Consider the following 26,552-nt stretch of genomic DNA (forward strand, 5'->3'; position numbering starts at 1 on the left):
GCATCAGGCATTAGCCTTAGCTCGCTGTAACTCCGTGCCCCCGCGCTTCATCACCCGATCCAGCACTTCTGCCTCCAGCTCCGCCAGTCTTGCCGAACCTACGCGGCGAGGGCGCGCAATATCCACCGTCAGATCCAGACCCATTTTCCCTTCTTCTATTAACAGCACGCGATCGGCCATCGCTACCGCTTCAGACACGTCATGCGTCACCAGTAGCACCGTAAAGCCGTGCTTCTGCCACAGGGATCCAATCAAATCCTGCATTTCGATTCGTGTCAGGGCGTCGAGTGCGCCGAGCGGCTCATCAAGCAACAACAGGCCCGGACGATGGATTAACGCCCGCGCCAGTGCAACGCGCTGCTTCTGCCCACCTGACAGCGCCGCAGGCCATTCATCCGCGCGATTTTCCAGACCTACGGCGGCAAGCGCCTGGCGGGCCTCCTCTCGCCAGTTGCCTTTAAGCCCCAGCCCGACGTTATCAATGACTGTTTTCCATGGCAGCAGGCGCGCATCCTGAAACATCATGCGGGTGTCGTTCTGAATCTTTGCCAGCGGCGTTGTACCGGCAAGAATTTCACCGCCGTTTGGGGCCTCCAGTCCGGCTAACAGGCGCAACAGCGTGCTCTTACCGCCGCCGCTGCGCCCGACAACGGCTACGAATTGTCCGGCAGGAATGTGCAGATCCAGCGCATTCAGAATGGTGTTTTCGCCGTAGCGTTTGGTCACGCCGTTCAGCAGTAACGGCGTCCCCTGGTTCAGTCGTGCTGTATTCATGCTTTCGACTCCTGAAGGGAATAGGCCGGGTTCCAGCGCAGCCAGCTGCGTTCCAGCCACTGGGCGCTGACGTCGGCGAGTTTGCCGAGCAGGGCATAAAGGATGATCGCGACTACCACCACGTCCGTTTGCAGGAATTCGCGAGCGTTCATCGCCAGATAACCGATGCCAGAGTTGGCCGAGATGGTCTCAGCCACTATCAACGTTAGCCACATCAGGCCGAGCGCAAAACGCACCCCCACCATAATGGAGGGCAGGGCACCCGGCAGAATCACGTGGGTAAAGAGGGCGAAACCCGATAAACCATAGCTGCGTGCCATCTCGACCAGACCGCGATCGATATTGCGGATCCCATGCCAGGTATTGATGTAAATCGGGAACAGGGTGCCCAGCGCGACGAGAAATATTTTGGCGCTCTCATCAATACCAAACCACAAAATCACCAGCGGGATCAGCGCCAGATGCGGCACGTTGCGCAGCATCTGAATGGAGGTATCCAGCAGCCGCTCGCCCCAGCGTGAAAGGCCGCTGATCAAACCCAGAATCAGGCCGATGCTGCCGCCGATGGAAAACCCAATCACGGCGCGCCAGGAACTGATCGCCAGATGTTGCCACAGCTCTCCGCTGACGCTCAGCGACCAGAACGCTTCTACGACGCCCATAGGTGCGGGCAGAATGCGGCTCGACAGCCAGCCGGTGGACGACGCGAGCTGCCAGACGGCCACGATACCGACGGGCAAAAACCACGGCGCGGCGCGCAGGAGCCATTTTTGTGAGATGGCAGACATGGTCACTCCTTAGCTTTGTGCGGCTTTTCGTGGAATAAATTCGTTCGCCACGGCTTCGCCCTGAAGCTGGAGCGGTTGTGGCTGAGGAATTTCCGGGATGGCAACATCCAGATGCGGGAATAACAGCTCACCCACTTTGTACGCCTCTTCGAGATGCGGATAACCGGAGAGAATAAAGCTGTCGATGCCCAGGTCAGCGTATTCATTAATACGGGCTGCCACGGTCGCACCGTCGCCAACCAGCGCCGTGCCCGCGCCACCGCGAACCAGACCGACACCCGCCCACAGGTTTGGGCTGATCTCCAGGTTCTCGCGCTTGCCGTTGTGCAGGGACGCCATCCGGTGCTGCCCGACGGAATCGGTTTTGGCAAACGCGGCCTGTGCTTTGGCGATGGTGGCATCATCCAGATGGGAGATGAGACGATCGGCCGCCTGCCAGGCTTCTTCGTTGGTCTCACGCACAATCACATGCAGGCGGATACCGAAGCGTACCTTACGGCCATGGGCGGCCGCTTTAGCGCGTACCTGGGCTATTTTTTCTTTCACCAACTCTGGCGGCTCGCCCCAGGTCAGATAGAGATCAACCTGCTCTGCCGCCAGGTCCTGCGCCACGTCCGATGACCCGCCAAAATAGAGAGGAGGGCGTGGCTGTTGGACCGGAGGGAAGTAGAGTTTCGCGTCGCGAACGTGAATATGTTTACCTTCGAACGTCACGGTTTCACCTTCCAGCAGACGTCGCCAGACGCGGGTGAATTCGGCGGAGGCTTCATAGCGCTCAGTGTGATCGAGGAACACGCCGTCGCCCGCCAGCTCCTGCGGATCGCTGCCCGTAACAAGGTTAAACAGGGCGCGGCCGTTGGACAGTCTGTCCAGGGTTGCCGCCTGACGCGCCGCCACGGTGGGGGAGACCACGCTCGGACGCAAGGCCACCAGAAACTTCAGACGCTGGGTGACCGGGATCATCGACGCGGCGACCAGCCAGGCATCTTCACACGAGCGTCCGGTCGGGATCAGTACGCCAGTGAAACCAATTCTGTCCGCTGCCTGTGCAATCTGCTGCAGGTAGCCATGGTCAACCGGGCGTGACCCCTCTTCCGTACCAAGATAGTGGCCATCACCATGGGTGGGTAAAAACCAGAAAAGATTCAGACTCATGATTTTGTTCCTTCTTTACCGGCAGGCTGCCAGATACGTTCGCGAATAGTGACCTGTTTTGGCACCAGGTGGTTTTGATAGAAGAGGTCAGCCGTTTGTTGCTGAAGTGCGGCGACGTGCGCGTCTACGGGCGTGATGGTGGTCGGTGGACGGTGGTTGAGATAGCTCGCGATCACCGGCTCAGGTAAGCCCATGGTTTTCGCCAGCAGGGTAATGCTCTCCTGACGCTGGCTTTGAGTCAGTGCATCCGCCTGAGTAAAGGTATCAAGAACCTCTTGCACAAAGGCGCCGTTCTTTTCCGCATAAGGGCGAGCAGCCAGATAGAACGAGCCGGTCTGTTTAAGCGTGGTGCCATCTTTTAGCACCCGTACACCGCCCTGCAGTAATGCGGCGGAATAGTACGGATCCCAGATGGCCCAGGCATCAACGTTCTTCTGCTGGAACGCGGCGCGCGCGTCGGCAGGCGTCAGGTAAACGGGCTGAATGTCGGTAAACTTGAGTCCGGCCTCTTGCAGAGCACGCAGCAGCAGGTTGTGTGAGCTGGAGCCTTTCTGGAAAGCAACTTTATGCCCTTTAAGGTCGGCGACGTTTTTAATGTCGCTATTTTCAGGTACCAGAATCACTTCGGCCTTCGGTTTGGGCGGTTCAACACCTACATAGAGCAGGTCTGCTCCCGCGGCCTGGGCGAATATCGGCGGGATATCGCCTGTACTGCCCAGATCAATACTGCCCACGTTCAGCGCTTCCAGCATCTGAGGACCAGCCGGGAACTCAACCCAGGAGAATTTTGTGTCCGGGAAGCGTTTTTCCAGAAGCTGGTGGCTTTTTGCCAGCACCATGCTGACGCTGCCTTTCTGGTAGCCAATGCGTAAGCTTTCAGGTGCCGTTTGTCCGGCATGGGCCAGCGACGTCAGCGCCATCAGTCCGGCTAGTCCAATATGGGTTAAGGTTTTAAACATGTGCAACTCCTTGCGGATGACCAAAAGCAGGTGCCTGGATATCCCTGCGATGCAGGGCATGCCAGAAGGTTTCCAGGGCGTTATCGAGGCGGGTTTGCAGATTCGGTGTAAAGTGCGGTTTATGTTGATAGTCGATGACCTGGGAGTCGTCCGCGAACACACCGTGGAGGATCTCCTGTGCTTTCAGTGCGTTCAGCACCGGCTTCAGGGCATAATCCACCGCCAGTAAATGCGCCACCGTACCGCCAGTTGCCAGAGGCAGCACCACTTTGCCATCCAGCGCACGTTCAGGGAGCAGGTCGAGCAGGGTTTTCAGTGCCCCGGAAAAAGAGGCTTTATAAATGGGGGTCGCCACGATTAACCCATCAGCGCCTTTAAGCTGCTCCGTCAGGGTGTGAAGCGCCGGGCTGTCAAAACGGGCATAGAGCAAATCTTCAGGTTCGAAGTTATGCAGGTTCCAGTGGCACACTTCCACATCCAGGGCATTAAGTTTTTCACGGGCATATTCCAGCAGGGCGCTGGAGCGTGAAGGGAATCGTGGACTTCCGGCCAGAGTAATGACGCGCATACGTTCTCCTTATAACCAATTGTTTGCTTTTATCTAACATTCATAACAATTTTCAGGAGTGTGACACTGAGCGGTTATTCCACTAAATGATTTATCTGCAATTTAAATGCGAAAAAGTGAATAAGAAATGAGCCGGGAGGTAAACGATTGCGTTTTACGCTGATTTTTTGCCGCAGGTCAATTCCCTTTCGGCGTCGGATCGCCCATAATCCCCTCCCGGTTTGCACACCGGGAATCCAGGAGAGTTCATGTACTACCCCTTCGTTCGTAAAGCCCTTTTCCAGCTCGACCCTGAGCGCGCTCATGAATTTACATTCCAGCAATTACGTCGTATTACAGGAACGCCGCTGGTCGCTCTGGTGCGTCAAAATGTGCCGGAAAAACCTGTGCAATGCATGGGATTGACCTTTAAAAACCCGCTGGGTCTTGCGGCAGGTCTGGACAAAAATGGCGAGTGCATTGATGCCCTGGGCGCGATGGGCTTTGGCTCTATCGAAATCGGTACCGTCACGCCGCGCCCACAACCGGGAAATGACAAGCCGCGTCTGTTCCGTCTGGTCGAAGCTGAAGGCTTGATCAACCGCATGGGCTTTAATAACCTCGGTGTCGATCACCTCGTTGAGAATGTAAAAAAAGCCCATTTTGATGGCGTATTAGGTATCAATATTGGCAAAAATAAAGACACGCCGGTAGAGCAGGGTAAAGATGACTATCTGATTTGTATGGAAAAAGTCTACGCCTATGCTGGTTATATTGCGGTGAATATTTCCTCGCCCAATACCCCGGGTCTGCGTTCTTTGCAATATGGTGAAGCGCTGGACGATCTTCTGAGTGCCATTAAAAATAAACAAAATGAGCTGCAGTCGATCCACCATAAATATGTTCCCGTCGCGGTTAAGATCGCTCCGGATCTTTCCGTCGAAGAATTGATCCAGGTTGCCGACAGTTTAGTTCGCCATAATATTGATGGTGTGATTGCGACCAATACCACACTCGATCGCTCCCTGGTTCAGGGAATGAAAAACTGTGACGAAGCGGGTGGGTTAAGTGGACGTCCGGTACAATTAAAAAGCACCGAAATTATTCGTGCATTGTCAGCGGAATTAAAAGGTCGTTTACCGATTATCGGCGTCGGTGGTATCGACTCTGTGATTGCTGCACGCGAGAAGATGGCAGCAGGTGCGTCACTGGTGCAAATCTATTCCGGCTTTATTTTTAAAGGACCACCGCTGATTAAAGAAATCGTCACTCATATCTAATCTTTTCTCTTAATCAGACAACCAGGGCTTTATTTCCGGCCCTGGTTGTTTTATATTCCGTCATTGTTGCTTATTTAGACATTATAGTCTTTTATTAAATGGTGTTAAAAACGAAGCGACGAGCAGGACATTTTTAGTACAGGACGTTTGGGACGGGAGAGAAACATGCGAATTAAACCTGACGATAACTGGCGCTGGTATTTTTGCGACGAGCATGACCGTATGATGCTCGATTTAGCCAATGGTATGTTGTTTCGTTCTCGTTTTGCCCGCCGAATGTTAACCCCGGACGCTTTTTCTCCGTCAGGATTCTGTGTTGACGATGCTGCGCTTTATTTCTCCTTTGAAGAAAAATGTCGCGATCTGGTGCTCTCTAAAGAGCAGCGTGCCGAACTGGTATTAAATGCGCTGGTGGCTATCCGTTTCCTGAAACCACAAATGCCAAAAAGCTGGCATTTCCTGCCGCATGGTATGAGCTGGACGCCAGCAACGGGCGACGCGGCCAGCGTCAACCTGAGTGATAGCGCCGAAGAGGTGAGTCTGCTGGTGGTTGAGCCGGGCGAAAATGCCGCGCTCTGTCTGCTGGCTCAGCCCGGCGTGACAATTGCCGGGCGGACGATGCAACTTGGGGATGCCATCAAGGTCATGAACGACAGGCTGAAACCCCAACTTCGAGTGGATTCTTTCAGCCTGGAACAGGCTGTTTAAGCTTCCAGTTGTACTGAAGTTGTCGGGATGCAGCTACAGCACAGAATTGTCCCGTCGTCGGCTATTGCGGATTTTTTCAGCGCACTGACTTCACCCTCAACCAGCTTGATTCGACAGCAGCCACAGATCCCCGCGCGGCAGGAATACGGTATGCGGATCCCTGCTTGTTCCAGCTGTTCAAGTAAAACCTGCTGATTATTTCCCCGGATGATGTTGCCCTGCCAGTGAATATCCACTGATGAACTGACCTGCGTCTCGACCTCGACAAACTCGTCTTCCTGACCGGAGCCATAAACTCTTGCGGGTCCACGGGCAAGAATTTCTACCTCGTCACCGACACGGATCACGCCGCTGGAACGGGGGATCAGGTTCAGGCCAAAATCCACGTCGCCATTGTCCTGTGCAGTGCGGAAGGATTGCAGGGTTTTCAGCGGCTCACCGGAAGGGTGCTTCTGGCCTTTCTCAGGGCTTACGGTGGTGAAGATACAACGACTGCATGGCTTCGCGACATCGAAAATCACACTGCCGATGCGAATCACTTTCCAGGTGTCTTCTTCCCAGGCTTTTGTACCGGTTACCACCAGATTGGGGCGAAACTGCTCCATCTGAACGCTGGCTTTACAACGGTGCTGCAGGTCGCGCAGGGAGGCTTCACTGGTCAGCAGGAAAGGAAACCCATCCGCAAATGAGAGCGGAACTGCTTCATGACGCTTCACGCGGCGCGTCAGCGACGGGCCTACCCAACGTAACTGCACATCGCGGGAGAAGAAGCCGCTAAGCCAGCGGTTAATCTCGTCAGTGGCAATACGCGCGGTAAAATGATTGCCCCACACTTCTGTTGGCGCATCCACAGGCGCAAAATCAGCAAAGCGGATCACCACGCAGGAACCATCCGGCGCGGTAAGATGCAAACCGTCATGAAGGGGGGAAGGGATAAAGCGAACCATCTGCGGGAACTGGCGTGCAGTAATGAACGTACCGTCAGGCTCGGTGATCATAAAGATACGATCGAAGGCAAATCCGCTCATGTCGGCAAGTGCGTGAGAAATGCCGATGCCGCGCATGGATTTCACCGGATGAATAAAAAGCCTGGATAACGTCGCCACTGCACACTCCCTCGAATGAAAATAAGCCTTCAACTTTATGACATACACGCCATATTAGCTATAATGCGCGACAATTTTCTAAGAGTAAAAGTGACGATATGAATTCTCTGTTTGCCAGTACGGCCCGTGGGCTGGAAGAGCTGTTAAAAACTGAACTGGAAGCCCTGGGTGCGCAAGAGTGCCAGGTAGTTCAGGGTGGTGTCCATTTTGAGGGCGACACGCGGCTTATTTACCAGAGCCTGATGTGGAGCCGTCTGGCGTCGCGCATCATGCTGCCGATGAAAGAGTGCAAGGTCTATAGCGACCTTGACCTCTATACCGGCGTACAGATGATCGACTGGACAGAGATCTTCACTCCGAATGCCACCTTTGCGGTGCATTTCAACGGCGTGAATGATGAGATCCGCAACAGCCAGTACGGTGCCCTGCGCGTTAAAGACGCCATTGTTGACTGCTTCACCCGTAAAAATAAGGAACGTCCAAACGTCGATCGCGAAAATCCGGATCTGCGTATTAACGTCTGGCTGAACGGCGACACCGCGAGCATCTCTCTGGATCTGAGCGGCGCAGGCCTCCACCTGCGCGGCTACCGCGATCGTACCGGTATGGCACCAATCAAAGAAACCCTTGCTGCAGCCATTGTGATGCGCTCCGGCTGGCTGCCGGGTACCCCGCTGCTGGACCCGATGTGTGGTTCTGGTACATTGCTGATTGAAGCTGCCATGCTGGCCACCGACCGTGCCCCGGGCCTGCACCGTGGTCACTGGGGCTTCAAGGGCTGGGCACAGCACGATGAAGCACTGTGGAAAGAGGTCAAAGATGATGCGCAGACCCGTGCGCGTAAGGGCCTGGCGGAATATACCTCCCATTTCTATGGTTCGGACAGCGACCCGCGCGTCATTGAACGTGCCCGCAGCAACGCCCGTCGCGCCGGTATCGGCGAGCTGGTCACCTTCGAGGTGAAAGACGTGGCGAACCTGACCAACCCGTTGCCAAAAGGTCCGTACGGTACCGTTATCAGTAACCCGCCATACGGTGAGCGTCTGGACAGCGAACCGGCGCTGATTGCCCTGCACAGCCTGTTGGGCCGCAATATGAAAGATTACTTTGGCGGCTGGAATCTCTCCCTGTTCAGTGCTTCACCTGAATTGCTGAGTTGCCTGCAGCTGCGTGCCGATCGCCAGTTTAAGGCGAAAAACGGTCCTCTGGACTGCGTGCAGAAGAACTACCATCTGGCTGAGAAAGCGGCGGACAGCAAACCGTCGGGCGTGGCGGAAGATTACGCCAACCGTCTGCGCAAGAATCTGAAGAAATTCGAGAAATGGGCGAAGCAGGAAGGTATTGAATGCTACCGCCTGTACGATGCTGATCTGCCGGAATACAACGTGGCGGTAGACCGCTATGCGGACTGGGTGGTGATTCAGGAATACGCGCCACCGAAAACCATTGATGCGCAAAAAGCGCGTCAGCGTATGCTGGACGTCATTGCGGCAACCATCGCCGTGCTGGGTATTGCGCCAAACAAGCTGGTGCTGAAAACCCGCGAACGTCAGAAAGGCAAAAACCAGTATCAGAAAATGGGTGAAAAGGGCGACTTCATTGAAGTGGGCGAGTACAACGCTCGTCTGTGGGTTAACCTGACTGACTACCTTGATACCGGTCTGTTCCTTGACCACCGTATCGCCCGCCGCATGCTCGGACAGATGAGCAAGGGCAAAGATTTCCTCAACCTGTTCTCCTATACCGGCAGCGCCAGCGTGCATGCGGGTCTGGGCGGCGCGCGGAGCACCACCACGGTGGATATGTCCCGCACCTATCTGGAGTGGGCGGAGCGCAACCTGCGCCTTAACGGTTTAACTGGGCGTCAGCATCGCCTGATGCAGGCCGACGTGCTGGGTTGGCTGCGTGATACCGACGAGCAGTTCGATCTGATCTTTATCGATCCGCCGACCTTCTCTAACTCCAAGCGTATGGAAGATAGCTTTGATGTGCAGCGCGATCACCTGCGCCTGATGACCGACCTGAAGCGCCTGCTGCGTAGAGGTGGCACGATTATGTTTTCGAACAACAAACGCGGCTTCCGTATGGATCATGACGGCTTAGCAGCCCTGGGGCTAAAAGCACAAGAAATCAGCCAAAAAACGCTGTCTCAGGATTTCGCCCGTAACCGTCAAATCCATAACTGCTGGTTGATTACCGCGGCCTGAAAGGAAAAATAAATGTCTTTAATTAGTATGCACGGCGCGTGGCTCTCTTTCAGCGACTCACCGCTTCTCGATAATGCAGAACTGCACATCGAAGATAACGAGCGTGTCTGTCTGGTGGGCCGTAATGGCGCGGGCAAATCCACGTTGATGAAAATCCTCAACCGTGAACAGGGTCTGGATGACGGGCGTATTGTTTACGAGCAGGATCTTATCGTTTCTCGCCTGCAGCAGGACCCGCCGCGTCATGTGACCGGCAGCGTTTACGATTTCGTGGCTGAAGGTATTTCTGAGCAGGCTGAATACCTGAAGCGTTATCACGAGATTTCACATCTGGTGATGACTGACCCGAGCGATAAGAATCTCAACGAACTGGCGAAAGTGCAGGAGATGCTCGATCACCACGGTCTGTGGCAGCTGGAAAACCGTATTAATGAAGTGCTGGCACAGCTCGGTCTGGAAGCCGATATGGAGCTGTCAGCGCTCTCCGGCGGCTGGCTGCGTAAAGCGGCACTGGGTCGTGCGCTGGTCAGCGGACCGAAGGTGCTGCTGCTGGACGAACCGACGAACCACCTGGATATCGAAGCGATTGACTGGCTGGAAGGGTTCCTGAAAACCTTCAGCGGCACCATCATCTTTATCTCTCACGACCGTTCGTTTATTCGCAATATGGCGACGCGCATTGTCGATCTCGATCGTGGCAAGCTGGTTACCTATCCTGGCGATTACGATACCTATCTGCTGGAAAAAGAAGAAAACCTGCGCGTGGAAGAGCTGCAGAATGCGGAGTTTGACCGCAAGCTGGCACAGGAAGAAGTCTGGATCCGTCAGGGCATCAAAGCCCGTCGTACACGTAACGAAGGTCGCGTTCGTGCGCTGAAGGCGATGCGCCGTGAGCGTAGCGAGCGCCGCGAAGTGATGGGCAGCGCCAAAATGCAGGTGGAAGAGGCGTCCCGTTCCGGCAAGATTGTCTTCGAAATGGAAAACGTTAACTATCAGGTCGACGGTAAAGTGCTGGTGAAAGACTTCTCGGCACAGGTTCAGCGTGGGGACAAAATTGCACTGATTGGTCCGAACGGTTGCGGCAAAACCACGCTGTTGAAACTGATGCTGGGTCAATTGCAGGCTGACAGCGGTCGTATCCACTGCGGCACCAAGCTTGAAGTGGCCTACTTCGATCAGCACCGCGCAGAGCTGGATCCGGACAGAACGGTGATGGATAACCTCGCTGAAGGTAAGCAAGAGGTGATGGTAAACGGCAAGCCGCGCCATGTGCTGGGCTACCTGCAGGACTTCCTGTTCCATCCGAAACGTGCAATGACGCCGGTACGCGCGCTGTCAGGCGGTGAGCGCAATCGTCTTCTGCTGGCACGTCTGTTCCTGAAGCCAAGTAACCTGTTGATTCTCGATGAACCTACGAACGACCTGGATGTCGAAACCCTGGAATTGCTGGAGGAACTGATCGACGGTTATCAGGGGACGGTGATGCTGGTTAGCCACGATCGTCAATTCGTGGATAACACCGTGACCGAGTGCTGGATCTTCGAAGGTGAAGGGCGAATTGGTCAGTATGTCGGCGGTTATCACGATGCAAAAGGGCAGCAGTCGCAGTCTCTGGCGCAGAAACAGTCAAAGTCCAAAATAAGTTCTGAACCTGCTGTAACAAAAGCAGAAACTGTCAAGAAAAGCTCGGCTAAACTAAGCTATAACCTGCAGCGCGAACTGGAGGGGCTACCTCAGCGTCTGGAAGAGCTGGAGGCCACGCTTGAAGATCTACAAGCTCAGGTTGCTGATGCGACATTCTTTACCCAATCGCACGACTATACTCAGAAAATACTGGCTGAACTGTCCGCGGCTGAAAAGGCCCTGGAAGAAGCATTTGAGCGCTGGGAGTACCTTGAGTCTCTGAAAAACGGCGCATAAACAGGGATAACATATGTGTGACCAGCACCATGCCGACAGGCATATATTATGCTCGCAATGCGACATGCTCGTGGCGTTGCCAGAGCTTGGTCACGGACATAAAGCGCTGTGTCCACGTTGCGGCGCGACGTTGACAACCGAGTGGGACGCGCCGCGGCAGCGTCCCACTGCTTACGCTCTGGCAGCATTATTCATGCTGCTGCTCTCCAATCTCTTCCCGTTCATCTATATGAAGGTGGGTGGAATTACCAGCCAGGTCGATTTGCTCGAAATCCCGGGCGTGATGTTCTCAGAAGATTACGCCAGCCTCGGCACCTTTTTTCTGCTCTTCGTCCAGATAGTCCCGGCTTTTTGCCTGGTCGTTATCCTGCTGCTGGTGAACCGCGTCAGGATGCCGTCGTCACTGAAAATCAAACTCGCGCGTATCCTTTTTCAGCTTAAAAGCTGGGGAATGGCCGAGATCTTTCTGGCGGGGATTCTGGTCAGTTTCGTGAAGCTGATGGCGTATGGCGACGTGGGGATTGGCAGCAGCTTTATCCCCTGGTGTCTGTACTGCGTCCTGCAGCTGCGCGCCTTCCAGTGTGTGGACAGGCGCTGGGCGTGGGACGATATCGCGCCAGCGCCGACGCTTGCGCAGACGGTGAAGGTCGGGGTGCCCGGTATTCGTCAGGGGCTACGCTCGTGTCCGTGCTGTACCGCCGTGCTGCCCGCCGATCTCGACGTTTGTCCGCGCTGCGAAACCAAAGGGCACGTGCGGCGTAAAAACAGCCTGCAGTGGACGATGGCACTACTGGTGACCTCTGTCATGCTGTATCTGCCAGCCAATATCTTGCCGATTATGATCACCGATCTGCTGGGCGACAAAATGCCCTCGACGATCCTGGCCGGGGTGATATTGCTGTGGGGTGAAGGTTCGTATCCGGTTGCCGGTGTGATCTTTATCGCCAGTATTATGGTGCCAACCCTGAAAATGATCGCGATCGCCTGGCTCTGTTGGGATGCGAAAGGTCACGGTAAACGCGACAGCGAACGCATGCACCTGATTTATGAAGTGGTCGAGTTTGTCGGACGCTGGTCAATGATTGACGTGTTTGTTATTGCCGTTCTCTCTGCACTGGTGCGGATGGGCGGATTGATGAGTATTTATCCCGCGATGGGGGCATTAATGTTTGCACTGGTCGTGATTATGACTATGTTTGCGGCCATGACCTTCGACCCTCGTTTATCGTGGGATCGTGAGCCTGAATCAAGCCATGAGGAAGAGTAAGAGCATGGAAAATAAGAGTGGAGAGGCGAAAGTGCAGAAGGTCAAGAACTGGTCACCGGTGTGGATTTTCCCCATCGTGACGGCGCTGATCGGGGCATGGATCCTGTTTTATCACTACAGCCATCAGGGGCCGGAAGTGACGCTGATTACCACCAATGCCGAGGGGATTGAGGGCGGTAAAACGACCATCAAGAGCCGCAGCGTGGATGTGGGTGTAGTTGAAAGCGCAACCCTGACCGATGATTTAACGCATGTAGAAATCAAGGCGCGCCTCAATGCTGGCATGGAAAAACTGCTGCATGGCGATTCCGTGTTCTGGGTGGTTAAGCCTCAGGTGGGACGTGAGGGGATCAGTGGCTTAGGGACGCTGCTTTCGGGTGCCTACATTGAGCTGCAACCTGGCGCTAAGGGTAACCCGCCAGCCAAATACCAGCTTCTGGATTCACCGCCGCTTGCACCGCCTGATGCCAAGGGTATCCGCGTGATCCTCGACAGCAAAAAAGCAGGTCAGCTCACGGCGGGTGATCCGGTCCTGTTCCGTGGCTACCGCGTCGGCTCGGTTGAGAAAAGCACGTTTGATCCGCAGAAACGCGCGATCAGCTATCAACTCTTCATCAATGCACCAAACGATCGACTGGTCACCAGCAACGTCCGTTTCTGGAAAGACAGTGGGATCGCGGTGGATCTGACATCGGCAGGCATGCGCGTTGAAATGGGCTCGCTGACCACCCTGTTTGGTGGCGGCGTGAGTTTTGACGTGCCGGAAGGCCTGGATTTGGGGCAGCCAGTTGCAGAGAACACCGCTTTCCGTCTCTTTGACGATCAAAAAAGCATTCAGGATGCGCTCTATACCGATCATGTTGACTTCCTGATGTTCTTTAAAGACTCCGTTCGTGGCCTGCAGCCGGGGGCACCGGTTGAGTTTCGCGGCATCCGTCTTGGTACGGTTGGGCAGGTTCCGTTCTTCGTTCCGGGACTTCAGCAGGTGCTGGATGATGATTACCGCATCCCGGTGCTGATCCGCATTGAGCCAGAGCGTCTGGTCAATCAGATTGGCGAAAATCAGGATATTGGCACGCACATCTCTCAACTGATGGAACGCGGTCTGCGCGGGTCGCTGAAAACCGGTAACCTGGTGACAGGTGCTCTGTATGTGGATATGGACTTCTACCCGAAAGCTCCGCCGATTACCGGTATCCGTGAATTCGGTGGCTACAAGATTATCCCAACGGTGAGCAGCGGCCTGGCGCAGATCCAGCAGCGCCTGATGGAAACGCTGGATAAGATTAACAATCTGCCACTGAATCCGATGATTGAAGCCGCGACAAACTCTCTGAGCGAGAGCCAGGCAACGATGCGCCGTCTGCAAACCACGCTGGATAACATCAACAAGATCACAGCGAGCCAGAGCATGCAGCAACTGCCGCAGGATATGCAGAAAACGTTGCGTGAGCTGAACCGCAGTATGCAGGGCTTCCAGCCGGGTTCAGCGGCCTATAACAAGATGGTGGCAGATATGCAGCGCCTTGATCAGGTCTTACGTGAACTGCAGCCTGTTCTGAAGACGCTCAACGAGAAGAGCAACGCGCTGGTGTTCGAAGCGAAAGATAAAAAGGATCCTGAGCCTAAGAGGGCAAAAGAATGAATAAGTGGCTATTGATGGTTGGCGCTCTGCTATTAACGGCGTGCAGTTCAGGTGTAGAGAATAAAAGCTACTACCAGTTGCCTGTTAGTACGCAGAATAGCGGGCAAAGTACGGCCAGCCAGGGAAATCGTCAGCTCTGGGTTGAGCAGGTTGCCGTGCCAGATTATCTGGCAGGTAACGGTGTGGTCTATCAGACCAGCGATGTGAAATACGTGATTGCGACAAACAACCTGTGGGCCAGCCCGCTGGATCAGCAACTGCGCAACACGCTGGTGGCCAATCTGGGAAGCCAGCTTCCGGGCTGGGTTGTCGCTTCGCAGCCGCTTGGTAACGATCAAGATACGCTGAACGTCACCGTAACAGGCTTCCACGGCCGTTATGACGGTGCGGTGGTGATCAGCGGTGAGTGGCTGCTGAATCATCAGGGGCAGCTGATTAAGCGTCCTTTCCATCTGGAGCTGAAGCAGCAGAAAGATGGCTATGACGAAATGGTGAAAGTCCTGGCTCAGGGTTGGGCACAGGAGTCGGCCAGTATCGCCAGGGAAATTTCCCGGCTGCCATAAGTAAAATTCATCGTCAAAAACCGCAATCGGTCTGCCACTGATTGCGGTTTTTTTTTCGTTTTCACTTCAGGTTGTTACTTGTGCCGGGTCACAATTTTTGTACAAATGATCTTCCAGCTAGCTCACAAATATGACACCCGTATGAATTTTGAACATTGACGCTGCGACTAATTCGGGGTATTCGTTATCTGTGCCTGTGCATTTGTGCAGACACTGTTTTCTTTCCACCAGACAAAAGAATGAGGGAAACGAGGCATGAAGAGACAGAAACGAGATCGCCTGGAACGGGCTCATCAACGTGGTTATCAGGCCGGCATCGCTGGACGTTCTAAAGAAATGTGTCCTTATCAGACGATAAACCAAAGGTCACAATGGCTTGGAGGCTGGCGAGAAGCCATCGGCGACAGGGCACTCATAGCCTGATAACGTCTCTTTAAAAAAAGAAACCTCCGCAATGCGGAGGTTTCGCCTTTTTGAGATTGCGAAAAGCAATATCAGAACGCGGAAGTGTCCTGGAACAGACCCACTTTCAGGTCGCTCGCGCTATAGATCAGGCGACCATCGACCAGCACTTCGCCATCCGCCAGGCCCATAATCAGGCGACGGTTAACAATGCGTTTGAAGTGAATACGATAGGTCACTTTCTTCGCAGTAGGCAGAACCTGACCGGTGAATTTCACTTCGCCAACACCCAGTGCACGGCCTTTACCTTCGCCACCCAGCCAGCCCAGATAGAAGCCAACCAGCTGCCACATTGCATCCAGGCCCAGACAGCCAGGCATTACCGGATCGCCAATAAAGTGGCAACCGAAGAACCACTGATCCGGGTTGATATCGAGTTCTGCTTCTACGTAACCCTTATCGAAGTTGCCGCCGGTTTCGGTCATTTTCACGACACGGTCCATCATCAGCATGTTCGGGGCCGGTAACTGTGGGCCTTTCGCACCAAACAGTTCACCGCGACCAGAGGCAAGAAGATCTTCTTTTGTATAGGATTCGCGTTTATCTACCATGTTCTCAGTAAGCCTTATTTTAGTGAAGGACGCAGGATAGCTAACACGTGTACGCTGAACAAGTCCGATCAGTTCGAACCAAACCAGCCTAACCAGCGTAACGGCCATGGATAACGATGACGAGCATCCTGCTGTGTCGCCTGAGCAATACGCTCCTGAATAGTCTGCATCAGGTTGGTTTGCCCTTCGCCATCCCATATCAGGTTTGTCAGTAAGGGTAGTGCATCCTCAATCCCTTCGATGGCCCAGATGGCGAATTGCTCTTGCTCCACCGCATCCAGAATATCCTGACTGAGGCTCAAATGGCGTGCATTGGGAGCAGGAATAATCACACCCTGTTTGCCATTTAAACCGCGCTGCTGACAGATAGAGAAGAAGCCTTCAATTTTTTCATTGAGGCCTCCCACTGGCTGGGCACGACCGAATTGGTCCACCGAGCCGGTGATCGCGATGTTCTGATTGATGGGCACTTCGGCCAGGGCGCTGATTAGGGCGCACAGTTCTGCCATAGAGGCGCTATCACCATCGACTTCGCTGTAGGACTGCTCAAACGTCAGCGAGGCGGAGAAGGGGATCTGTTGCTCGAGCTGCAGCTCTGACATCAAAAACGCCTGCATGATCATCATGCCTTTCGCGTGAATGTTTCCGCCCAGCTCGGCTTTCCGTTCGATATCGGTGAACTCACCATCGCCAATATGGACAACGCAGCTGATACGGGACGGTTCGCCGATTGCGCGAGGATGGCCCGGAAATTCAATCACCGACAGGGCGTTAATCTGTCCGACGCGTTCGCCTTCTGTCTCGACCAGAATTTGTTCCAGCAGAATTTCATCCTGCATACGGTCAGCAAGATAGCCTTCTCGCCACTCACGCTGAGCCAGCATCTGTGTGAGCTGTTCTCCGGTGAACGCACCGTTACCGCTGATCACCCCCACTTCACGCAGCTGTTTGCCGATCCAGAGCGGACAGAGGGGCAGCGTTTCCTGGTCACCGGTATAGCGCACCGCTTCGCGAATCAAGCCTGGCCACGCGTCAGCCGCAGGTGTTGGCAGCGAAAAGCGTTCAGCTACAGCCATTACCCACTGGCACCACTGCGCCATATCGTCGGCATCGGCAATCTGGATGTTGTCTTCGTACTCGCTGTAGACCGCCTGCTCAGCCAGTTCCGGTTCCATCTCCTGGAAGTCTGCCAGAGATTCGCGGTCACCCGTCAGCACGACGGTCAACGACAGAGGCATAGAGGGAACAGAGACAGGCAGAGGACGGGACTCATCGTAGCCGACCCAGTCAAAACGTTGCTGGTTCACAATCGTTTTCAGACGCATCCACAACAGCGGCTGCGAGAGTAGGGTACGCAGTGAGATGATAAGTACACCGCCATTGGCGCGATGCACCAACCCCGGTTGCAGCGAAAGTTCACCATTAAACTGGCGCAGACAACCAAAGAGTTGTTCCGCCTCGACCCAGTTAGCGGTAATCACTTCGCCTTTAGCGGCAAAACGGCCATCCGTCTGAACTGCCGGTTCGAAAGTGACATCATGTCCCGCGATACGATATTCGCCGCCAAAGAGGGCATTCGTTTCCGGCTGCAACTGGCGCATGGCGTCCCCGACAAGCGTCAGGTACTCCGCTTCTTCCGGGGCTTTAAGCAACATGAAAGGCGCCGTTGCCCATGGGCTTAACACCTGCTCCAGCGCATAATGCAAACGTGGTTGCGTATCGCTAAGGATGAATTCGTGTTCTTTTGCGAGATCTGGCTGTGCAAACAGTTCCTGATAGCTCTCGGTATCCGGAACAAGGTCACGCCATGCAAGTTTCGTAATGGTCAAAGTTGATGTTTTTTAGTCAGATGTAAAAGCGTGGAGTATACCGTAAGCGAGGGGGACTACCCAAGCAGGATTGGGGATTTCGACAGGGGGATTGCCTGCATTCACTCACATATATGATTTCTTTTCAGCAGATTGCTAAAAAACTGATATTCTGAACAGAGTTACGTGGTAACACTGAGATCGCAATGAAATATCAACAACTGGAAAATCTCGAAAGCGGCTGGAAATGGAAGTACCTGGTCAAAAAGCACCGTGAAGGGGAGTTGATCACCTGCTACATCGAAGCCAGCGCTGCGCAAGAAGCCGTGGATATTTTGCTGACACTCGAAAATGAACCGGTACAGGTTAACGGCTGGATTGAGAAGCACATCAATCCTGCGTTGTTGAACCGAATGAAGCAAACTATCCGCGCGCGACGCAAACGACATTTTAATGCGGAGCATCAGCATACTCGCAAAAAATCAATCGACCTTGAGTTCGTGGTCTGGCAGCGCCTGGCGGGGCTGGCACAACGGCGTGGTAAAACGCTGTCGGAAACGATTGTGCAGTTGATTGAGGATGCGGAGCATAAAGAGAAGTACGCTAACCAGATGTCGACGCTGAAGAATGACCTTCAGGCATTGTTGGGCAAAAAATAGACTTTTGTTTTCTTCAGATAATAAAAAACCCCGCATTGCGGGGTTTTTTTATAAGACGATAACTTATGCCGCTGGCTGAGTTACAACGTCTTTGATGCCTTTAACTTCGATCTCAACGCGACGATCTGGAGCCAGGCAGTCGATCAGTGCAGCGCGAGCTTTCACGTTGTCACAGGTGTTGCCAGTAACTGGGTTAGATTCACCCATACCACGTGGGGAGATCTTGTTAGCTGGGATACCTTTAGAGATCAGGTAATCAACAACAGACTGAGCACGTTTCTCAGACAGTTTCTGGTTGTAAGCGTCAGAACCGATACGGTCGGTGAAGCCCAGAACCACTACAGAACCGTCTTTAGGATCCAGGTTGCTCAGCTGAGAGTACAGCTGATCCAGTGCCTGCTGGCCTTCTGGTTTCAGAGTTGCCTTGTTGAAGTTGAACAGAACGTCAGACTTCAGAGTGAAGTGCTTGGTCTGTACTTCTGGAGCTGGAGCCGGCGCTGGAGCAACAACTGGTGCTGCTTCTTCCTGCTGGCCGAAACGGTAGGAAACACCTACGCTCAGCATGCCGTTGTCAGGACGAACACCAACGGTGCCAGCGTCGCCGATGTTGTTAACCCACTGGTATTCCAGACGGGTAGCGATATCACGGGTCATAGCCCACTCAACGCCACCAGCGAATACTGGGGAAACACCGGTGTCATGGTCGCTGCCAGTCTGGTTGTTGCTGGAGTCAGCGCGCCATACCATGCCGCCCAGACGGGTGTACACGTCCAGATCGTCAGTTACTGGGTAACCCAGTTTAGCGGTCAGCTGAACGCCCTGTGCTTTGAAAGCGCCGTTTACGGTGTCGCCTTTGTATGGCATACGACCTAACCAGTCGTAACCCATTTCAAAACCAACATACGGGTTAACCTGATAGCCACCGAACGCACCTGCACCAAGCTGGCTCTCGTGAGTCGGGCCATCGTTGTTCAGTTTGCTGTTGTACCAGCCGGTGTCGTGGAACTGAGACCAACCCAGTTTACCACCTGCATACCAGGTATTATCTTTCGGAGCGGCCTGCGCTACGGTAGCGAAGCCAGCCAGTGCCACTGCAATCGCGATAGCTGTCTTTTTCATTTTTTGCGCCTCGTTATCATCCAAAATTCGCCATGATAGTCTCAAAAGAGAATCACGGTTAAATCCTTCACCGGGGGCGTGGTCAAATATAAATCTACCGATATCTTCGGCTTAGGCCGAGCACCCCCCGGCGATGTAAAGTCTACAACGTAGCTGAAAACTTACAAGTGTGAAGTCCGTCAGGCATATGAAAAAAAAAGTTCCGTATACCTATTATTTAACATTTTTCGCGCGAATTTTGTGCAATAAAATTAAGGAGAACCGCACCAGACAAGCCTTGCCGCAATTTTGTGGTCGGGAACTAAAAGCACATCTTGTGGTCGAAAAAAATTCCAGGAAAAATCCTAATTTCACTCAATGATACAAATTTGAGTGAATTTTTAGCCCAGAAAGTTGTCCTCTGCGGTAAGAATCTGGACGAACCGGGCGCATTATAAACCCGATCGCATTCCCTTCTTCAGCCGCTTCAGTCAGACGAAAGTGTTCCTCTTCCGTCAATTCCTCTGGTAACCATCCAATCACTACACTGTAATTTCCGGTGCGTAAAGCCCGGATCATCGACTCAACAGTATCGCAAGGAGAAAGTTGATTAATTTGCATGACCTTTGCCAGCGGAAGGCCAGCGGACTGAACCCATTCCCGGCTCAGTTTTTGCTGCGGCGTCAGCCAAAGCTGCCAGCGAGACTGCTGGCCAAGCTGCTGTAATAACGGCAGCAGCAGTAGTTGAGTTAACAGAGGCTGATCCTCACGATAAACCACTTCGCTGATAAGCCCTGTCGAAACACTGCCGACGGTGTTCTGCGCTACGTTGCCAGCGGTAGAAGTGATAAAGGTTGAGCGATTTGCATAGCTTGAAGTGTGCATATTCATTCCAGCCCTGTAGTTACTGTATGAATATACAGTAACCCCTGTATGCATAAAGATCAACCTCATTTTCGGAAAGCGACTCGCAAAATTCATTCAATATTGATGCCCCTTGAAAAATCATCTTGCCCAACAGCGATAAGTTGCCTATTTTCCTGCTAACGGATCCGCTAGTAAGAAACATCGTTGTTAATTTTTGATTTATAAGGAAATATCATGAAAAAGATATCTTATGAACGGATCTATAAATCCCAGGAATATCTGTCTCCGCTGGGGGACATTCAACATCGGGCACTGTTCGGAGGCTATACCCTGGCAGTGGATGATGCAGTCTTTGCCATGGTGTCAGAGGGAGAACTCTACCTCCGCGCCTGTGAGGAAAGTGCGAAATACTGTGTAAAGAATGCCGCCTCGTTTTTGACACTCATGAAACGGGGGCGTCCAGTGCTTCTGAACTATTATCGCGTGGATGACGGATTGTGGCAGGACAGAGAGCGGCTGCTTCAGCTCTCCTCGTTCGCACTGAGAGCGGCGAGAAAAGAACGCTCTCAGCGTCATCAACGAAACCGGCTTAAGGATCTCCCAAACCTGACGTTTCAGCTTGAAGTCTTGCTTTTTGAAGCGGGTATTACCGATGAAGAAACGCTTCGGACGCTTGGTGCGAAAGCGAGCTGGCTGAAGATGCGGGCAAGAAATAAAGCACTCAGTATTAAAGTGCTTTTCGCGCTGGAAGGTGCCATTGAGGGACTTCATGAAGCGGCACTCCCGGCGGGAATACGCCGGGAGCTGACGGAGTGGTTTAATGCGCTGCCTGAGCCACAGGAGAATCACTCCTCCAGGTAGCGATTTGCTGTTGCAGTCGGCAAATTTCTGGCAGCAGAGCGATAAGCAGACCAATTTGCTGAAGAACCAGTGGCGCTTTGCTGTCGTTTCCTGGATCAAGATGGGCAATGCGTTGAGCCAGTTCATCCAGAGCCTGTTGAACACGCGGTTCATCGGCTGGCCGGTGATGAAGTGCGTCATCGACATAACAGACTGCGTCATCCAGCAAGGCGAGGATACCCGGGTTGGTGAGTTTCTCACGGTGGGCACCCAGCGTAGAAATATAGCTGGTAAAGGTATGATTCAGACAGAGCAGGCGGAATGCCGTCTCACGAATTTCTGCGGTGGCACGAGGCTCCGTTGACATGTTAGAGACAACCGAGGCCAGTTCTGCATCGCTGTTGTGCGCATCCCGGCGTGCGATCCGGTAAGCCAGACGGTTATCGCGGCCCTGATGGTACTGTTCAAGGATGGCATCAAGATACCGGCAGTTGGCATTCATAGCCCGGTCTAACACGCGCGGCAAATTACGGAAACGCCAGTCTGGCCAGATAAAGCTGACAGCCGCCCAGGCGATCGCACAGCCAATCAGGGTGTCAATCACGCGGGGCAGGGCGACTTCAAACCCTTCACCCAGCAGGTTAAAGCAGAGCAGAACCAGCAGCGTGATGAACATGGTGGCATGGGCGTACTGCACATTGCGAAAGGCGAAGAACAACACACCGGTGATCACGATCAGGATCAGTTGGCCTTCAACGGACGGCACGAAATAGAGGACCGGCAGTCCAATGGCGACACCGACCAGCGTGCCGAGAATACGCAGCGCAAGGCGGTGTCGGGTGGCATTGTAGTTCGGCTGGCAAACGAACAGGCTTGTCAACAGGATCCAGTAGCCATGTTGCAACCCGGTTATCTGGATAAAGGCATAACCGACGCACAATACCAGCGACATTCTCACCGCGTGGCGAAAGAGAGCCGACTCCGGCGTAAAGTTGCGGCTCAGCCGCAGCCACATATCGCTAAAACTGTGGACGCTGTCATCCGCAAGCTGATTTTCCGCATCACTACCGGGTAGCGCCATCGCCTGTTCTGACTCAATGGTCGCCAGCTGAGCATCTATCGCCCGCAGGTTATTCAGCAGATATCCCAGAGCTTTAATATGTTCCGGTGATGTTCCGCTGGCCTGAACGCGGTCAATGGCTGCATCAAGATGGCTAAACACACGTTCAAAACGGGGGTCATGTTGATAAGGCGTGCGCAGCAGAATAGAGCGTGCGAGCTGCTGGCATGCCTGGGACTGCATGGACAGCAGACGCTGGAAGCGGAACATCACGTCGCTGTAGCGAAACTTTTCTCGCAGGGCGGCATACTGAACATGCGAGGAGCTGGCACGCTCATGTATATCCTGGGCGGCAAAGTAGTAGTGTAAGGTTCTTCGCGTCCCACGCTGGCCGCGATCGCCGCGCAGACGGGTAAGCAGTGACGCTTTGGTCTGGTTAAGGGTGGCAACCAGTTGGCCGTTTGCCAGAGCCAGATCGTAGAGCGGGGCCTGGCTTTCTTCCTCGATATCCGGGTCGAAAAGCCGGGATTTTAGCTCCAGATAGTGAGCTAACTGTTCATAGCTGCGGGCAAGGTTATCCTGCAGAGGGCGTACCGGGAAGATCAGATGACCGGTTAGCGTCAGCAGGTTATACCAGATGGCGCCCAGCAACAGCAGAACCGGCTGCTGGTACCACTGGTCGTACAGGGAAACGCCCAGCATGGTGTAAATGGCGATCAGCAATGCACCAAACGCGATGGTGGCATAGCGCTGCCCAAGGCCGCCCAGCAAAATAAAGCCACTGGTTGAGAGCGTAAGACCCAGGGCAAACAGCCAGGGCCACGGAAAGAGCAACTCAACGGAAGCGGACGCAATAAAAAAACAGACCAGCGTAATCACCAGGTTACGCAAACGTCCGGCCAGACGATCGTCCAGATCCGCCAGCGCCCCCGCAACCACCCCCAGCGTGAGCGGAATGGTGAGCTTGACATCATTCAACCACCACGGCAGAGCTACCGTGCCGCAAAGCGCGATAAAAATCCTGACGTTATAAAGCCAGGTGCTGTTCCAGGTATAACGGCGAAGCAGTGGGCTTAGCATAAGCGCGGCCAGTCCTTATTTACTGAAAACGACGACGAGCATTTGCTTCACGTGCTGCCTGAGCCACTTCAACCGGAACAACCCTGCGCCCGACGGGCCAAAGGGCGATCGCGGCGATTTTAAAGTTCGCGATCCCGACCGGAATACCAATAATCGTGATGCACTGGGCAATACCCGCAAAAATATGCATGATGCACAGCCACCAGCCGAAGAATATCAGCCACAGAATGTTGAGCAGGGTGCCGCCCGTGTTCATCAACGCGTTTTTGCTCTCGGGATTCAGCTCGTCAACGTGGATGGCTTCATTTCCATACGGGATGAAGGAGAGTTTGGTGATTTCCCAGCATGAGCGGGTCAGAGGGAGTGTGAAAATCAGGACGATGCTCACCAGCGTGGCAAAAAGCCAGGAAAGGGTGGTGGCAAAACCCCCCAGTACAAAATTCAACACATTCAGAACGGTACGCATAAATCCTCACTTCCTTTCGATAAAATTAACGCCTGATGATTGTAACGTTTTTTTAGGCTGGAGCACCTTAAAACTGGCAGTTAAACTGTCAGGTAAATTATCTCTTCGTGGATTTGGCGGGACATGGAACTTAAAGCAACTTCATTAGGCAAACGCCTGGCGCAACACCCCTATGACAGGGTTGTTCTCCTCAATGCCGGGGTGAAAGTCTCCGGAGAACGCCATGAATACCTTATTCCGTTTAATCAACTTCTGGCTATCCACTGCAAACGTGGGCTGGTGTGGGGGGAACTAGAGTTCGTTCTGCCTGATGATAAAGTCGTGCGTCTTCACGGCACCGAGTGGGTGGAGACCCAGCGTTTCCATCATCATCTGAATGCGCTCTGGCAACAGTGGAGCCAGGACATGAGCGTGATTGCCGCCCAGGTACTGCAGCAGGTGCTGGATGATATCGCGCAAAGCAACGCGCAGCAAACATGGCTTACCCGCCAGCAGACCGCCGGGTTACAGCAAAAAATCAGGCAGGCGCTCTCCGCGCTGCCGGTATCCGTGACGCGTCTCGATGAGTTCGACAATTGCCGCGATGCCTGGCGTCAGTGTCAGGCCTGGCTAAGCGATATGGATAAGAGCCGGTTCGCCCATAACCAGGCCTGGACTGACACAATGCTCACCCGATACGCCGATTTTTTCAGTACGGTTGAATCTTCACCACTCAATCCCGCCCAGGCACGTGCAGTGGTTAACGGTGAGCAGTCCTTGCTGGTGCTCGCAGGGGCCGGGAGCGGTAAAACATCGGTGCTGGTGGCGCGCGCGGGCTGGCTGCTGACAACCGGGGAAGCCGTCGCTGAACAAATTCTGCTTCTGGCTTTTGGCCGCAAAGCTGCCGAGGAGATGGACGAGCGTATCCAGGAACGCCTGCACACCCGGGATATTACGGCCAGAACCTTCCATGCTCTGGCGTTGTACATCATTCAGCAGGGCAGCAAAAAAGTGCCTGCGGTGAGTAAACTGGAGAACGACACGCAGGCGCGTCAGGCTTTGTTTATCAAAACATGGCGCCAGCAGTGCAGTGAGAAAAAGGCGCAGGCAAAAGGATGGCGTCAGTGGCTGGAGGAAGAACTCAACTGGGAGGTGCCTGAGGGCAGTTTCTGGCAGGATGAAAAACTGGCGCGTCGACTGGGCTCGAGACTTGACCGCTGGGTAAGTCTGATGCGAATGCACGGCGGATCGCAGGCTGAAATGATTGAAAGTGCGCCGGAGGAGATCCGCGATCTGTTTTCAAAGCGGGTTAAACTGATGGCTCCGATGCTAAAAGCCTGGAAAACTGCTCTGAAGGCGGAAAATGCTGTCGATTTCTCTGGCCTTATCCATCAGGCCATTATCATTCTTGAGAAGGGGCGCTTTGTCAGCCCGTGGAAACATATTCTGGTGGATGAATTCCAGGATATCTCACCGCAACGCGCAGCATTGCTTTCGGCGTTACGGGCGCAAAATAAACATACCTCTCTGTTTGCCGTAGGGGATGACTGGCAAGCCATCTACCGCTTTAGCGGCGCGCAGCTTTCGCTAACCACCGCGTTTCATCACTATTTTGGCGAAGGCGATCGTAGCGATCTGGATACCACCTACCGCTTCAATTCCCGTATTGGTGAAATCGCCAATCGCTTTATCCAGCAGAACCCGCATCAGCTGGCCAAGCCGCTTAATAGCCTGCGGCCAGGAGATAAAAAAGCGGTCACTCTGCTGGCGGATGACCAACTTGAACCGCTGCTGGACAAGCTCAGCGGCTATGCGAAGCCCGATGAACGTATTCTGGTGCTGGCCCGCTACCATCATCTGAAACCCGCAGCGCTGGAGAAAGCGGCCACGCGCTGGCCGAAACTGCAGCTTGAATTTATGACGATCCACGCCAGTAAAGGCCAGCAGGCCGACTATGTGATTGTGATAGGGCTGAAAGACGGTAGCGACGGTTTTCCGGCTCCGGCTCGTGAGTCAGTCATGGAGCAGGCTTTACTGCCGATGCCGGAAGATTTTCCGGATGCCGAAGAGCGGCGTTTGCTGTATGTGGCCATCACCCGCGCGCGTCACCGCGTGTGGCTGCTGTTCAATAAAGAAGAGCCGTCGGTGTTTGTTGATATTCTGAAGAATATTGATGTGCCGGTGGTGCGCAAGCCGTAACGTCGCCAGGCTTGTTTTTGTGAGCCGGGTAAGGCGTAGCCGCCACCCGGCTTAAAATTTACTTTAATCTTTCAGACAGATAACGCTGATAGTCCGGAATAAGGATATCAACCGGCGAGTTAAACTGCGGCGATTCGATGATAAAATCCGCCGTTGAAAGGTTAGTCGCCACTGGAATATTCCAGACGGTGGCAAGGCGCAGCAGTGCCTTCACGTCCGGGTCATGCGGAACCGCATTCAGCGGATCCCAGAAGAAAATCAGCACATCAATTTTCCCCTCAGAAATCTGGGCACCTACCTGCTGATCGCCACCCATCGGGCCGCTCAGCATGGCATTGACCTCAAGACCCGTTTCGCGCTGGATCAGGTTACCGGTTGTACCGGTCGCCGAGAGGATGTGCTTTTCCAGCAAAGACTGATGGCGGCGAACCCAGTTAAGCAGCATTTGTTTACAGTGGTCGTGCGCAACCAGCGCAATGTGTTTGCGTTCAGGTAGCGTGCGTGTTGTCAGTTCCATAATCGTATCCATCAGGTTAACTGGCTACACGATGACGGGAACTGTCT

The 26,552-nt window shown here is 53.9% G+C and carries 23 protein-coding genes and 1 pseudogene; 11 read left to right on the forward strand and 13 right to left on the reverse strand.

Annotated elements, in window-relative coordinates; genetic code table 11:
• Positions 1-3: 3 nt before the first annotated feature.
• From ssuB to ssuE, 5 genes and pseudogenes are all read right to left on the reverse strand, one after another.
• Positions 4-774, reverse strand: a complete 771-nt coding sequence (gene ssuB / locus ACJ9Y9_RS07880) for an aliphatic sulfonates ABC transporter ATP-binding protein (RefSeq protein WP_028019228.1) — start codon at positions 772-774, stop codon at positions 4-6.
• Positions 771-1,562, reverse strand: coding sequence for an aliphatic sulfonate ABC transporter permease SsuC (gene ssuC, locus ACJ9Y9_RS07885; protein WP_028019227.1), 792 nt, complete (start codon positions 1,560-1,562; stop codon positions 771-773). The genes ssuB and ssuC overlap by 4 nt, the downstream gene beginning before the upstream one ends.
• A 9-nt stretch (positions 1,563-1,571) precedes the next feature.
• Entirely contained in the window at positions 1,572-2,717 is a 1,146-nt protein-coding gene (gene ssuD / locus ACJ9Y9_RS07890) for an FMNH2-dependent alkanesulfonate monooxygenase (RefSeq protein ID WP_407226081.1), read from the reverse strand.
• Positions 2,677-3,676 (reverse strand): annotated as a pseudogene (locus tag ACJ9Y9_RS07895) (sulfonate ABC transporter substrate-binding protein). Before ACJ9Y9_RS07895 ends, ssuD begins: the two are co-directional and overlap by 41 nt.
• Complete coding sequence (gene ssuE, locus ACJ9Y9_RS07900; protein ID WP_028019224.1) at positions 3,669-4,244, reverse strand: NADPH-dependent FMN reductase; 576 nt, start codon at positions 4,242-4,244, stop codon at positions 3,669-3,671. Before ssuE ends, ACJ9Y9_RS07895 begins: the two are co-directional and overlap by 8 nt.
• A gap of 248 nt (positions 4,245-4,492) precedes the next feature.
• Here ssuE and pyrD point away from each other — a divergent pair, with 248 nt between their 5' ends.
• Positions 4,493-5,503 carry a quinone-dependent dihydroorotate dehydrogenase gene (pyrD, locus tag ACJ9Y9_RS07905; protein WP_028019223.1) on the forward strand — a complete coding sequence of 337 codons (1,011 nt, stop codon included), beginning with the start codon at positions 4,493-4,495 and terminating at the stop codon, positions 5,501-5,503.
• A gap of 165 nt (positions 5,504-5,668) precedes the next feature.
• A complete protein-coding gene (zapC, locus tag ACJ9Y9_RS07910) occupies positions 5,669-6,211 on the forward strand; it encodes a cell division protein ZapC (RefSeq protein ID WP_028019222.1) in 543 nt (180 codons plus the stop codon).
• Here zapC and ACJ9Y9_RS07915 read toward each other — a convergent pair.
• Positions 6,208-7,317 carry a YcbX family protein gene (locus ACJ9Y9_RS07915; RefSeq protein WP_028019221.1) on the reverse strand — a complete coding sequence of 370 codons (1,110 nt, stop codon included), beginning with the start codon at positions 7,315-7,317 and terminating at the stop codon, positions 6,208-6,210. The genes zapC and ACJ9Y9_RS07915 overlap by 4 nt on opposite strands.
• A gap of 98 nt (positions 7,318-7,415) precedes the next feature.
• On the opposite strand from ACJ9Y9_RS07915, the gene rlmKL reads away from it, so the two are divergent.
• The 6 genes from rlmKL to rmf all read left to right on the forward strand — a co-directional run bounded on the left by rlmKL (position 7,416) and on the right by rmf (position 15,342).
• Positions 7,416-9,524 carry a bifunctional 23S rRNA (guanine(2069)-N(7))-methyltransferase RlmK/23S rRNA (guanine(2445)-N(2))-methyltransferase RlmL gene (rlmKL, locus tag ACJ9Y9_RS07920; RefSeq protein WP_028019220.1) on the forward strand — a complete coding sequence of 703 codons (2,109 nt, stop codon included), beginning with the start codon at positions 7,416-7,418 and terminating at the stop codon, positions 9,522-9,524.
• A 12-nt stretch (positions 9,525-9,536) separates the two neighbouring features.
• Complete coding sequence (locus ACJ9Y9_RS07925; RefSeq protein WP_028019219.1) at positions 9,537-11,444, forward strand: ABC transporter ATP-binding protein; 1,908 nt, start codon at positions 9,537-9,539, stop codon at positions 11,442-11,444.
• A gap of 13 nt (positions 11,445-11,457) precedes the next feature.
• Complete coding sequence (gene pqiA / locus ACJ9Y9_RS07930; RefSeq protein ID WP_028019218.1) at positions 11,458-12,711, forward strand: membrane integrity-associated transporter subunit PqiA; 1,254 nt, start codon at positions 11,458-11,460, stop codon at positions 12,709-12,711.
• A 4-nt stretch (positions 12,712-12,715) separates the two neighbouring features.
• On the forward strand, positions 12,716-14,356 hold the full coding sequence (gene pqiB, locus ACJ9Y9_RS07935) for an intermembrane transport protein PqiB (RefSeq protein WP_028019217.1): 1,641 nt from the start codon (positions 12,716-12,718) through the stop codon (positions 14,354-14,356).
• A complete protein-coding gene (pqiC, locus tag ACJ9Y9_RS07940; RefSeq protein WP_028019216.1) occupies positions 14,353-14,919 on the forward strand; it encodes a membrane integrity-associated transporter subunit PqiC in 567 nt (188 codons plus the stop codon). Before pqiB ends, pqiC begins: the two co-directional genes overlap by 4 nt.
• 255 nt (positions 14,920-15,174) lie before the next feature.
• Positions 15,175-15,342 carry a ribosome modulation factor gene (gene rmf / locus ACJ9Y9_RS07945; RefSeq protein WP_013097261.1) on the forward strand — a complete coding sequence of 56 codons (168 nt, stop codon included), beginning with the start codon at positions 15,175-15,177 and terminating at the stop codon, positions 15,340-15,342.
• A gap of 71 nt (positions 15,343-15,413) precedes the next feature.
• On the opposite strand, the gene fabA is transcribed toward rmf, so the two are convergent.
• Together fabA and ACJ9Y9_RS07955 are read right to left on the reverse strand one after the other, a co-directional pair.
• Positions 15,414-15,932 (reverse strand): 3-hydroxyacyl-[acyl-carrier-protein] dehydratase FabA, encoded by a 519-nt coding sequence (fabA, locus tag ACJ9Y9_RS07950; protein WP_028019215.1) that lies wholly within the window; start codon positions 15,930-15,932, stop codon positions 15,414-15,416.
• Positions 15,933-16,000: 68 nt separating this feature from the next.
• On the reverse strand, positions 16,001-17,761 hold the full coding sequence (locus tag ACJ9Y9_RS07955) for a Lon protease family protein (protein WP_028019214.1): 1,761 nt from the start codon (positions 17,759-17,761) through the stop codon (positions 16,001-16,003).
• Positions 17,762-17,946: 185 nt separating this feature from the next.
• Here ACJ9Y9_RS07955 and matP point away from each other — a divergent pair, with 185 nt between their 5' ends.
• On the forward strand, positions 17,947-18,399 hold the full coding sequence (gene matP, locus ACJ9Y9_RS07960) for a macrodomain Ter protein MatP (RefSeq protein ID WP_008499929.1): 453 nt from the start codon (positions 17,947-17,949) through the stop codon (positions 18,397-18,399).
• 63 nt (positions 18,400-18,462) lie between these two features.
• On the opposite strand, the gene ompA is transcribed toward matP, so the two are convergent.
• Together ompA and sulA are read right to left on the reverse strand one after the other, a co-directional pair.
• Positions 18,463-19,518 (reverse strand): porin OmpA, encoded by a 1,056-nt coding sequence (gene ompA, locus ACJ9Y9_RS07965; protein WP_108090330.1) that lies wholly within the window; start codon positions 19,516-19,518, stop codon positions 18,463-18,465.
• 354 nt (positions 19,519-19,872) lie between these two features.
• Positions 19,873-20,382: an SOS-induced cell division inhibitor SulA gene (sulA, locus tag ACJ9Y9_RS07970; protein WP_028019212.1), complete on the reverse strand. Its 510-nt coding sequence runs from the start codon at positions 20,380-20,382 to the stop codon at positions 19,873-19,875.
• 216 nt (positions 20,383-20,598) lie between these two features.
• Between sulA and ACJ9Y9_RS07975 the strand changes: the two genes are divergently transcribed.
• Positions 20,599-21,225 (forward strand): TfoX/Sxy family DNA transformation protein, encoded by a 627-nt coding sequence (locus ACJ9Y9_RS07975; protein ID WP_028019211.1) that lies wholly within the window; start codon positions 20,599-20,601, stop codon positions 21,223-21,225.
• On the opposite strand, the gene yccS is transcribed toward ACJ9Y9_RS07975, so the two are convergent.
• Both yccS and ACJ9Y9_RS07985 read right to left on the reverse strand, forming a co-directional pair.
• Complete coding sequence (yccS, locus tag ACJ9Y9_RS07980) at positions 21,182-23,344, reverse strand: YccS family putative transporter (RefSeq protein WP_028019210.1); 2,163 nt, start codon at positions 23,342-23,344, stop codon at positions 21,182-21,184. The two genes, ACJ9Y9_RS07975 and yccS, sit on opposite strands and share 44 nt — an antisense overlap.
• Before the next feature lie 19 nt (positions 23,345-23,363).
• Positions 23,364-23,810, reverse strand: a complete 447-nt coding sequence (locus tag ACJ9Y9_RS07985; protein WP_023335159.1) for a YccF domain-containing protein — start codon at positions 23,808-23,810, stop codon at positions 23,364-23,366.
• Between the two features lie 123 nt (positions 23,811-23,933).
• On the opposite strand from ACJ9Y9_RS07985, the gene helD reads away from it, so the two are divergent.
• A complete protein-coding gene (gene helD / locus ACJ9Y9_RS07990) occupies positions 23,934-25,988 on the forward strand; it encodes a DNA helicase IV (protein ID WP_028019209.1) in 2,055 nt (684 codons plus the stop codon).
• A 58-nt stretch (positions 25,989-26,046) separates the two neighbouring features.
• Here the strand turns inward: helD and mgsA are convergent, their stop codons facing one another.
• Entirely contained in the window at positions 26,047-26,505 is a 459-nt protein-coding gene (gene mgsA / locus ACJ9Y9_RS07995) for a methylglyoxal synthase (protein ID WP_028019208.1), read from the reverse strand.
• Between the last annotated feature and the right edge of the window lie 47 nt (positions 26,506-26,552).

Source organism: Enterobacter sp. CPE_E1241 (assembly GCF_045618265.1).
GTDB lineage: Bacteria > Pseudomonadota > Gammaproteobacteria > Enterobacterales > Enterobacteriaceae > Enterobacter > Enterobacter adelaidei.

What these genes read in the sequence shown, in the direction of transcription:
- fabA (WP_028019215.1), bottom strand. Translation starts at nt 15,932, where the DNA reads ATGGTAGATAAACGCGAATCCTATACAAAAGAAGATCTTCTTGCCTCT.
- mgsA (WP_028019208.1), bottom strand. Translation starts at nt 26,505, where the DNA reads ATGGAACTGACAACACGCACGCTACCTGAACGCAAACACATTGCGCTG.
- sulA (WP_028019212.1), bottom strand. Translation starts at nt 20,382, where the DNA reads ATGCACACTTCAAGCTATGCAAATCGCTCAACCTTTATCACTTCTACC.
- ompA (WP_108090330.1), bottom strand. Translation starts at nt 19,518, where the DNA reads ATGAAAAAGACAGCTATCGCGATTGCAGTGGCACTGGCTGGCTTCGCT.
- matP (WP_008499929.1), top strand. Translation starts at nt 17,947, where the DNA reads ATGAAATATCAACAACTGGAAAATCTCGAAAGCGGCTGGAAATGGAAG.
- rlmKL (WP_028019220.1), top strand. Translation starts at nt 7,416, where the DNA reads ATGAATTCTCTGTTTGCCAGTACGGCCCGTGGGCTGGAAGAGCTGTTA.
- ssuE (WP_028019224.1), bottom strand. Translation starts at nt 4,244, where the DNA reads ATGCGCGTCATTACTCTGGCCGGAAGTCCACGATTCCCTTCACGCTCC.
- pyrD (WP_028019223.1), top strand. Translation starts at nt 4,493, where the DNA reads ATGTACTACCCCTTCGTTCGTAAAGCCCTTTTCCAGCTCGACCCTGAG.
- ssuC (WP_028019227.1), bottom strand. Translation starts at nt 1,562, where the DNA reads ATGTCTGCCATCTCACAAAAATGGCTCCTGCGCGCCGCGCCGTGGTTT.
- pqiB (WP_028019217.1), top strand. Translation starts at nt 12,716, where the DNA reads ATGGAAAATAAGAGTGGAGAGGCGAAAGTGCAGAAGGTCAAGAACTGG.
- rmf (WP_013097261.1), top strand. Translation starts at nt 15,175, where the DNA reads ATGAAGAGACAGAAACGAGATCGCCTGGAACGGGCTCATCAACGTGGT.
- yccS (WP_028019210.1), bottom strand. Translation starts at nt 23,344, where the DNA reads ATGCTAAGCCCACTGCTTCGCCGTTATACCTGGAACAGCACCTGGCTT.
- pqiA (WP_028019218.1), top strand. Translation starts at nt 11,458, where the DNA reads ATGTGTGACCAGCACCATGCCGACAGGCATATATTATGCTCGCAATGC.
- helD (WP_028019209.1), top strand. Translation starts at nt 23,934, where the DNA reads ATGGAACTTAAAGCAACTTCATTAGGCAAACGCCTGGCGCAACACCCC.
- zapC (WP_028019222.1), top strand. Translation starts at nt 5,669, where the DNA reads ATGCGAATTAAACCTGACGATAACTGGCGCTGGTATTTTTGCGACGAG.
- pqiC (WP_028019216.1), top strand. Translation starts at nt 14,353, where the DNA reads ATGAATAAGTGGCTATTGATGGTTGGCGCTCTGCTATTAACGGCGTGC.
- ssuD (WP_407226081.1), bottom strand. Translation starts at nt 2,717, where the DNA reads ATGAGTCTGAATCTTTTCTGGTTTTTACCCACCCATGGTGATGGCCAC.
- ACJ9Y9_RS07925 (WP_028019219.1), top strand. Translation starts at nt 9,537, where the DNA reads ATGTCTTTAATTAGTATGCACGGCGCGTGGCTCTCTTTCAGCGACTCA.
- ACJ9Y9_RS07985 (WP_023335159.1), bottom strand. Translation starts at nt 23,810, where the DNA reads ATGCGTACCGTTCTGAATGTGTTGAATTTTGTACTGGGGGGTTTTGCC.
- ACJ9Y9_RS07975 (WP_028019211.1), top strand. Translation starts at nt 20,599, where the DNA reads ATGAAAAAGATATCTTATGAACGGATCTATAAATCCCAGGAATATCTG.
- ssuB (WP_028019228.1), bottom strand. Translation starts at nt 774, where the DNA reads ATGAATACAGCACGACTGAACCAGGGGACGCCGTTACTGCTGAACGGC.